Below are 8,014 nucleotides of genomic sequence, written 5' to 3' on the forward strand. Positions count from 1 at the left end.
ACCCCGCCCCCTGATACACCCCCGCGCAAAAAAATCTCCCCCAGTTTTTCGAGACCGGGGGAGACAGGGGGTGATCTGCGCTTACGCGGACGCCGTGGCCTCCGAGGCGACCGTGCTCTCCACGACGGCCTCGCTCTCCACCGGCACGGCGGGCGCGGCCACCGAGGGCAGCACCGGCTCGTCCATCCGCTGCTGCGGCAGCGTCACCGGCCGCAGCGGACGCGGCCCGGAGACGACCGTGTAGTCCTGCCCGAGGAACGGCGGCGCGATCTCGCCCGGGTCCTCGCCGAGCGCCAACTGCACAGCCGCCCAGGGGGCGTTGACCCCGCACAGCGAGAGCTGGTGCAGCCCTCCGGCGGGCCGGGTGTTGACGTCCATGAGGACCGGCTCGTCGCCGAACATCCGGAACTGGATGTTGGACAGGTAGTGCAGCCCGAAGCCCTCGGCGATCAGCCGGGCCGGCTCCAGCCACCGCCGGTCCAGCGTGAACCCGCGACGGCGCCCGTTCTTCGTCCGCCCGATGGACATGCGGACGATGTTGTCGGGCCCGGTGAGGCAGTCCACCGACACCTCGGGCTGCTCCAGGCGCGGCATGACGATCCAGTCGACCTCTTCCTCGGCCTCCTCCAGCGCGGCCCTCACCAGGTCCAACGGGACGTAGGGGGACGGGAATCCGGTGAGGTGCGAGAGCGAGAAGGGGGCGCGCGTGACGACACGGAAGCCCACCCCGCCCGCGCCGGACGCCGGCTTGAAGCACGCCTTGTGGCCGTCGGCCTCCAACGCGTCGACCGCTTCGACGAGTTGTTCCGCGTTGCGCACCCGGAACCACGGCGGCACACCCACGCCGACGGCGCGCACGGCCTCGTACGCCACGATCTTGTCCTCGAAGACGGCCACGGCCTGCGGCGTCGGCGCGAGCAGCGCGGTGCCGACCGCCTCGAAGTCCGCGCGGTGCGCGACGATCGCCGACTGGTGCAGGCGCGGCACGAACACGTCGATGGAGCGGCGCGCGCACTGGTCGAGGGCGAACTCGACGTAGGCGGCGGGGGAGAGGCCCTCGGGCTCCAGGTCGGCGGTGTCGGCGGCGGCCAGCACGGGGGAGTCGGCGTCGCCGTGCGTCGCATGGATCTCCACGGCGCGGTCGCTGGGATTTCTCCGCAGCTGATCCATGAAGAAGACGTTCTCCGCGTACGTGCGGTTGAGCCAGACGCGTACGCGAGAGACCATGCGAGGCCGCCTTTCAGGGTTCGCGGGCAGGGCGAAGCAGGCCCGGCCCAGGCAGGAGGAAGTGGGGACACCAAACCGCCCTGCGCGAAGGGAAGTTCATGGCGGTGGTGTTGGGGCGATCATACGGCCTGCGCGGGGTCCCGCGTGCAACACACGTGTTACGGATTCCCGGGCGGTGGGTGGCCCCTGCACCGACGTCGCGGGGACGGCCTTGTCGCGGGGCGCCGAATGTGTTGTCGTGGTGACCTTGGAAAGCGTGGAAAGCGTTGCGGACGAGGGACGGGGGCGCGTGGTGACGACGACGGCCGGGGGAGCCGGGCGGCTGCTGGCCATCAGCGACCTGCACATCGGGTACCCCGAGAACCGGGCCCTGGTGGAGGAGCTGCACCCGGACACCGAGGACGACTGGCTGCTGGTCGCGGGCGACGTCTCCGAGAACGTCGCGGACATCCGCTGGACCCTCAAGACCCTCGCGAGCCGCTTCGCCAAGGTCGTCTGGGCGCCCGGCAACCACGAGCTGTGGACCCACCCCGCCGACCCGGTCACGCTGCGCGGCGTCGAGCGGTACGAGCACCTCGTCGCCGTCTGCCGCGACCTCGGCGTCGTCACCCCCGAGGACCCGTACCCGGTCTGGGAGGGCCCCGGCGGTCCGGCCGTGGTCGCCCCGCTGTTCCTGCTGTACGACTACTCGTTCCTCCCGGCGGGCTGCGCGACGAAGGAGGCGGGCCTGGAGTACGCGCACGGCACGGGCGTCGTCTGCAACGACGAGTACCTCCTGCACCCCGACCCCTACCCGACCCGCGAGGCGTGGTGCCGGGCGCGGGTGGAGCTGACCGAGCGGCGGCTCGCGGAGCTGCCGGCGGACCTGCCCGTCGTCCTCGTCAACCACTATCCGCTCGACCGGCACCCCACCGAGGTGCTCTGGTATCCCGAGTTCGCGATGTGGTGCGGCACGACGCTGACCGCCGACTGGCATCGCCGCTTTCCGGTGGCCGCCATGGTCTACGGGCACCTGCACATTCCGCGCACCACCTGGCACGAGGGCGTCCGGTTCGAGGAGGTCTCGGTGGGTTATCCGCGCGAGTGGAAGAAGCGTCAGCAGCCGCCGGGGCGCCCGCGGCTGATCCTGCCGGCTCCGGTGAAGGGCGAGAGCGAGTGATCGAGCGGCTGCTGCCCGCGTCCGTGGTGGCGGTGGAGGCGATCGGGGCAGCCGCCGCCGATCCCGCCGCCGAGGAGGGCCTGTACCCCGAGGAACGCGCGGTGATCACGAAGGCCGTCGACAAGCGGCGCCGCGAGTTCGCGACCGTACGCGCCTGTGCGCGCCAGGCCATGGAGAAGCTCGGCGTCCCGCCCCGGCCGATCCTGCCCGGCGAGCGCGGTGCGCCGGGCTGGCCCGAGGGGGTGCGCGGCAGCATGACACACTGCGCCGGGTACTGCGCGGCGGCCCTCGTCCGCACCGCCGACCTCGCCTCCCTCGGCATCGACGCCGAGCCCCACGACCGGCTGCCGGAGGGCGTCCAGTCCGCGATCGCGCTGCCCGCGGAGGAGGAACGCCTCGCCGCGCTCACCGCGAGCCGGCCCCACGTCCACTGGGACCGGCTGCTGTTCAGCGCGAAGGAGTCGGTGTACAAGGCGTGGTTCCCGCTGACGGGGAAGTGGCTGGACTTCTCCGAGGCGGACATCACGCTGACACCGGTCGAGGAGGCGTTCGGGACGGTGTCGGCGACCCTGCGCGTGCCGGGGCCGGTGGTGGACGGGCGGGAGGTCGGGCGGTTCGAGGGACACTGGATCGTCAGGGACGGGCTGCTGGCCACGGCGATCTCGATTCCGCACACGGCCTGAGCCCGCGCGGGCGGCCGGGGTTCGGTTTGCCAGGGGGGCCAGGGGCTCAGGGGCACCACCCCCGTACGAGCTTGAAGAAGTCCGCCTCGTTGCCGGTGAGCCCCGCTTCCCGCAGCGCCTCCTCCGCCTCCGCGAGCACCGAAGCGGGAACCACCCGCACCTCTCCGTCGTACGCGGCGGCCACGGTGTTGAGGAGCCTCAAGTACGCCTGGACTGCGGCGCGTTCACGGTCGGTCAGTACGGAGGTGGTGGGCATCGGACGGCTCTCCCCTGGTCGGCATCGGCTGGTTGGTCTCGTCGTACCGTCCAGCTTGCCGCCCGCCACTGACAATCGCCCTCAACCCCGTTGCGATGCGCTCCGGTTCACCTGCATAGCGGACGGCATGTTCGGCCGCGCGTCATTTCCCGTCCTGCCGCAGATAGCCGAGCGACGCCTCGATCCGCCCCGCCAGCCGGTCGCGCTGGCCCTTCTCCGGCGTGCCCGCGAGCAGCCCCCGGCAGCGGCTCGCCAGGAGCAGCCCGAAGGTCTCCGCCTCGCGCTCGTCCTCCTCGTCGAAGCGCGTGCGCGCGGCGACCCGGCGTACGGTCTCCTGGAGGTCGGCGCCGTCGTGCAGCAGGCGCGCGGCGACGACGGCGCCCTCGACGGGGTGGCCGTGGTGCCCGGCGGTCATGTGCCACAGCTCGTGTCCGAGGATGACCAGTTGATGATCGGGCGCTGTCCGTTCCTCGATCACGACGAGGTCCTGATCGGTCATGTCCAGCCACAGCCCGCTCGCCGTACCGACCGGGAACGCGGCCGTACGGAAGTGCACGGGACGGCCCCGCCTGCGGCTCATCGCCGCGCACAGGCCGGCGTACACGTCCTCGGGCGCCGCAGGTGTGTCGAGGGCGAGACCGGCGACGAGTTCGCCGCACAGCCGCCGCATCCGCCTGCTCATGCCCACCGCCCTCCAGGGGTTCACGACTCGGGTCGCTTGACGCTCTCCAGCAGCATGTCCAGCCACTCGGCGACCTTGTCGCGGTGCTGGTCGGTGGGGAGTTGGGCGGCGCGCCAGGCGATCCCGCGCACGCCGTGGTCCTGGAGGAGCTTCTCCAGCGGGTCCGCCGAGGCGGCCTCGCGCGCGGCGAGCTGCTGGAGGAGCTCCTGTTCGGTGTGGAGCAGGACGCTGGCGAGCGCCTCGGGGTCCTCGGCGGTCAGGAAGCCCGCGTGGACGCGGAAGAACCGCTGGATCGCGTCGCAGTGCTCCATCGTGGGCCGCCGGTCGCCGTTGATCAGCGCGCCCGCCTGCTGCCGGGACATGCCCGCGCCGTCCGCGATCTCCTGCTGCGTGTACTTGCGCCCGCCCGGCTTGAGGCGGGTGCGCCGCAGCAGCCCGAGCCGCTGGAGGAAGCGGGCCTGTACGTCGGGCTCGCCCGCCGGGCGCCCGCTCAGCAGCGCCTTGACGACGGGCTCGGGCACCCCGGACGACACCGAGAGGCGGGGGACGTCGAAGACCTGCGCGTGCGGCACGCCGAGCCGGCCGGCGAGCGCGGTGACCCGGGCGACGAGCGCCGACAGCGAAGCCGTCGCCGGGTCGCCGGCAGCCTCGTAGTCATCCGTCACGGAACAGGTCTCCTACATCTCTCGCGGACGCCCCGCGGCCCGACCGGCCGAAACCGCCTCCTCCGCACCGACGGTCACACTCATCCATACCGGCAGTCACGGTCAACTGCCCGGAGGGTAACCGGTTTTTCGAACTCACATCCAGGTCTCGCCACAACTGTGGCCAATTTCAGCCGTCAACCACCGCCGAATGCCACGATAGTTGACATGACGAGTGCGGGGGCCGCAGGATCGGGGCGCCGCGAGACGGCCGCAAAGGCAAGAGGGGTGACCTCCCGATGGCATACAGGGCAGGTGGGCAGCGGTCCGTACCGCCGTCCCGCCCCGAAGGGCCCGAGGCCCACGCATACCTCCAGGACTACGCCGCGCTGCTGGACGCGGTCTCCTTCCCGTCCGTCGTGCTCGACCGGCGCTGGGGCGCGGTCATCGCGAACACCGCTTTCCGGACACTTTTCGGCGGGGTCGGCCCGCACCCCACCGCCATGCCCGACGACAACTTCCTGCGCTTCGTCCTCTTCCACCCCGACGCCTCGCTCGTCCTCGGCGACCACGAGTCGCGCTGGTGCCTGCCGATGCTCGCGCAGTTCGCTGCGGCCCTGGAGCGCGACGGCGACGACCGCGAACTCCAGTCCGTACGGCGGGAGATCGCGCAGGACCCGATCATGGAGGCCGCCTACCGGCACGGCCTGCCGCGCTGGATCCGCGAGGTCGGCCCCGCCGGCCTCGCCCTCGACGGCGCCGTCCGCCCCCTCCTGCACCCCGACCCGCGCTGGGGCGCCACCGACTGCCGCGTCGTCACGGAGACGACCAAGTCCCTTCAGGACATGGGGTGTACACGGCTGACGCTGGTCCTGCGGGAACCGCCCCGGGCACGGCACGCGGGGCGCCGGAGCGGGGCGCGGGCGGGGCGCAGGGGGGCGAGTCACCTCACGGTGGTGCCGGCGCCGGAAGCCTGAGGCTCAGAGGTCCAGCACCAGCCGTTCCCCTTTGCACCTCGACACGCAGATCATCATCGTCTCCCCGGCTTCCTGTTCCTCCGCCGTCAGCACCGAGTCCCGGTGGTCCACTGTCCCTTCGAGGACATCGGTCTCACACGTCCCGCACGTCCCTTCCGTGCACGAGTACAGGACCTCGACCCCGGCCGCCCGCACCGCGTCCAGTACGGAGACGTCCGCCCCGACCGTGACCGTGCGCCCGCTGCGCTCCAGGACGACTTCGAACTCCCGTGCCTCATGGGCGTCTTGGGATCGCGGCTGGAACCGCTCGATGTGCAGCACCCCCGAGGGGCACCGGCTCTCCACCGCGTCGAGCAACGGCCCGGGGCCGCAGCAGTAGACGAGCGTGTCCCCGGGCAACTCGTCCAGCACCGGCCCGAGTTCGAGCAGCGCCCCGGTCTCGTCCTGCGGCGCGACGCTCACCCGGTCGCCGTAGCGCAGGAGTTGGTCCGTGAACGCCATCGACCGCCGCGAGCGTCCGCCGTACAGCAGCGTCCACTCCGCGCCCGACGCCTCGGCGGCGGCCAGCATCGGCAGCAGCGGGGTGATGCCGATGCCCCCGGCGACGAAGCGGTAGCGGGCGGCGGGCAGGAGGGGGAAGTTGTTGCGGGGGCCGCGCACCCGGACCTTGTCGCCGGGCGCCAACTCCTCGTGCACATGAGCCGATCCGCCTCTGCCGGCCGGCTCTCTCAGCACCGCGATCCGCCACTCGTGCCGGTCCGCCGGGTCACCGCACAGCGAGTACTGCCGCTCCAGGCCGGGCGCGAGAAGGAGGTCGACGTGGGCGCCGGGCTCCCAGGCGGGCAGGGGGTCGCCGAGGGGGTGGCGCAGGGACAGCAGGCGTACGCCCTCGGCGACCGTGTCGATCTGATGGACGGTCAGTTCGCCGTCGTAGGCGGTCACTCGGCCTCCTCCGTGTCGTGGCCGCGCGGGTGCGCCAGCATCCATTCCCACATCTCCACCGGGTCCTGCGCGGTGTGCTCGCGTCCGCAGTGGCAGGTGCCGTGCAGGACGTCCGTGCCGGGGAGCCAGGCGACGCGGTAGACCTCGCCGGTCACAGGGCCCGCTCCACGGGCTTGTCGCCCTCCTCGACCAGACGCGCGAGGATGCGGCGCGCGGCGAGACCGCCGGTGTCGATGTTGATGCTCAGCTCCTGGTAGCCGTCGCGCTCCGAACCCAGCGTGCGCTGAAGGAGGTTGAGGGCGTCGACGTCCTGCATGACGACCGTGTGGTTGTTGCCGCGCAGGAACTCGGTGACCTCCTCGTCGTCCGTCGCCCAGTCCCGCGACACCATCCAGAAGTCGTACACCCTGCCGTCGCCGGACGGGGTGATCGCGTACGTGATCTCCGTGTGGAAGCCGTGCGGATCGCTGCCGTCCGCCTCGGGCACCACCCCGGCCGGGGCGATGCGGCTGTGCAGCAGGTACAGGCACGGCGCGTGGTACTCGATGTCCTGCCAGCGCGTGATCCGGCCCTCGATGCCGGTCGAACGGGCGTAGAACGGGGGGCACTCGGCGTCGTCCATGTGCCGGCTGACCCGGACGATCCCGGCGCCCTCGTCGACCTCGGTGGTGATCGGCGTCTCGGCGACCTCGGGGGTGCCGATGTAGCCGCCGTGCAGATACGTCTCGTGCGACAGGTCGAGGAGGTTGTCGACGAGCAGGCCGTAGTCGGCGTCTATCGACTCCATGCCGCGTACGGTCGTCCAGCCCGGCGCGTCGAGGTGGCGGGCGCGCGGGATCGCCGCCGGGTCCGCGAGCGCCGGGTCGCCGATCCACACCCAGATCAGGGAGTCCTGCTCGACCACCGGGTACGCGGCGACGCGCGCCGTGCGCGGGACGCGCTTCTGGCCCGGCACGTACACGCACGTACCCGTCGTGTCGTACGTGAAGCCGTGGTAGCCGCACACGATCCGGTCGCCGTCCAGGCCGCTCGCCGAGAGCGGGTAACGCCGGTGCACACAGCGGTCGTGCAGGGCGACCGGGGTGCCGTCGGCCTCCGTGCGGTACACGACGATCGGCTCGCCCAGGACGGTGCGGCCGAGCAGCTCGCGGCCCACCTCGTGGCTGTAGGCCATGACGTACCACTGGTTCCTGGCGAAGGCGGTGATGTGCGGCATGGGGGTTCCCGTCTCTCGGTCCTGCCGCCATCGTCTTGAGGTGCGTGGGGGTGGTGCAACGGCACTTCCGTCTCGCGGAAGGATCGCTGGTGCGGGGTGTGTGGGGGGTGCGTGCCGGGGGTGGGGAATTCCGGTTGGCCGAAAAGGGCGGACGCGGTCCGTGAATTCATGGGGAGAGGTGGGGGGTGAGGGTGCTGGTTCCGGGAGGTGTGAGCGGTCGGTGCGCGG

10 protein-coding genes are annotated in these 8,014 nt (G+C 71.9%); 3 read left to right on the top strand and 7 right to left on the bottom strand.

The features are described from left to right. Window positions 1-81: 81 nt before the first annotated feature. Window positions 82-1,227, bottom strand: a complete 1,146-nt coding sequence (locus AOK24_RS39120) for an ATP-grasp domain-containing protein (protein ID WP_055724684.1) — start codon at window positions 1,225-1,227, stop codon at window positions 82-84. Between the two features lie 292 nt (window positions 1,228-1,519). On the opposite strand from AOK24_RS39120, the gene AOK24_RS39125 reads away from it, so the two are divergent. Together AOK24_RS39125 and AOK24_RS39130 are read left to right on the top strand one after the other, a co-directional pair. Continuing rightward, window positions 1,520-2,386 (top strand): metallophosphoesterase family protein, encoded by an 867-nt coding sequence (locus AOK24_RS39125; protein ID WP_055724692.1) that lies wholly within the window; start codon window positions 1,520-1,522, stop codon window positions 2,384-2,386. Beyond that, complete coding sequence (locus AOK24_RS39130) at window positions 2,383-3,069, top strand: 4'-phosphopantetheinyl transferase family protein (protein ID WP_055724685.1); 687 nt, start codon at window positions 2,383-2,385, stop codon at window positions 3,067-3,069. Before AOK24_RS39125 ends, AOK24_RS39130 begins: the two co-directional genes overlap by 4 nt. Before the next feature lie 46 nt (window positions 3,070-3,115). Here AOK24_RS39130 and AOK24_RS39135 read toward each other — a convergent pair whose 3' ends face one another. The 3 genes from AOK24_RS39135 to AOK24_RS39145 form a co-directional block, all read right to left on the bottom strand. Then, window positions 3,116-3,325, bottom strand: coding sequence for a hypothetical protein (locus AOK24_RS39135; protein WP_055724686.1), 210 nt, complete (start codon window positions 3,323-3,325; stop codon window positions 3,116-3,118). A 142-nt stretch (window positions 3,326-3,467) separates the two neighbouring features. Then, the gene (locus tag AOK24_RS39140; RefSeq protein WP_055724687.1) at window positions 3,468-3,995 is read right to left on the bottom strand and encodes a hypothetical protein; all 528 of its coding nucleotides are present in this window, start codon (window positions 3,993-3,995) and stop codon (window positions 3,468-3,470) included. A 32-nt stretch (window positions 3,996-4,027) separates the two neighbouring features. Next, window positions 4,028-4,672 (bottom strand): helix-turn-helix domain-containing protein, encoded by a 645-nt coding sequence (locus tag AOK24_RS39145; protein WP_055724688.1) that lies wholly within the window; start codon window positions 4,670-4,672, stop codon window positions 4,028-4,030. A 278-nt stretch (window positions 4,673-4,950) separates the two neighbouring features. Between AOK24_RS39145 and AOK24_RS39150 the strand changes: the two genes are divergently transcribed. Beyond that, on the top strand, window positions 4,951-5,628 hold the full coding sequence (locus AOK24_RS39150) for an MmyB family transcriptional regulator (RefSeq protein WP_055724689.1): 678 nt from the start codon (window positions 4,951-4,953) through the stop codon (window positions 5,626-5,628). 3 nt (window positions 5,629-5,631) lie between these two features. Here AOK24_RS39150 and AOK24_RS39155 read toward each other — a convergent pair whose 3' ends face one another. Genes AOK24_RS39155 through AOK24_RS39160 form a run of 3 tightly spaced genes read right to left on the bottom strand, consistent with a single transcriptional unit; the run spans window position 5,632 to window position 7,786 of the window. Further along, window positions 5,632-6,570 carry a PDR/VanB family oxidoreductase gene (locus AOK24_RS39155; RefSeq protein ID WP_055724690.1) on the bottom strand — a complete coding sequence of 313 codons (939 nt, stop codon included), beginning with the start codon at window positions 6,568-6,570 and terminating at the stop codon, window positions 5,632-5,634. Further along, window positions 6,567-6,725, bottom strand: coding sequence for a hypothetical protein (locus AOK24_RS48045; RefSeq protein ID WP_107104154.1), 159 nt, complete (start codon window positions 6,723-6,725; stop codon window positions 6,567-6,569). Before AOK24_RS48045 ends, AOK24_RS39155 begins: the two co-directional genes overlap by 4 nt. Next, window positions 6,722-7,786, bottom strand: a complete 1,065-nt coding sequence (locus AOK24_RS39160; protein WP_055724691.1) for an aromatic ring-hydroxylating oxygenase subunit alpha — start codon at window positions 7,784-7,786, stop codon at window positions 6,722-6,724. Before AOK24_RS39160 ends, AOK24_RS48045 begins: the two co-directional genes overlap by 4 nt. Window positions 7,787-8,014 lie beyond the last annotated feature (228 nt).

Origin of the sequence: Streptomyces niveiscabiei (genome assembly GCF_001419795.1) — a bacterium.
Lineage (GTDB): Bacteria > Actinomycetota > Actinomycetes > Streptomycetales > Streptomycetaceae > Streptomyces > Streptomyces niveiscabiei.

Bases quoted from the DNA above. Each gene is read 5' to 3' on its own strand.
- AOK24_RS39120 (WP_055724684.1), bottom strand. From the start codon at position 1,227: ATGGTCTCTCGCGTACGCGTCTGGCTCAACCGCACGTACGCGGAGAAC.
- AOK24_RS39135 (WP_055724686.1), bottom strand. From the start codon at position 3,325: ATGCCCACCACCTCCGTACTGACCGACCGTGAACGCGCCGCAGTCCAG.
- AOK24_RS39140 (WP_055724687.1), bottom strand. From the start codon at position 3,995: ATGCGGCGGCTGTGCGGCGAACTCGTCGCCGGTCTCGCCCTCGACACA.
- AOK24_RS39150 (WP_055724689.1), top strand. From the start codon at position 4,951: ATGGCATACAGGGCAGGTGGGCAGCGGTCCGTACCGCCGTCCCGCCCC.
- AOK24_RS39160 (WP_055724691.1), bottom strand. From the start codon at position 7,786: ATGCCGCACATCACCGCCTTCGCCAGGAACCAGTGGTACGTCATGGCC.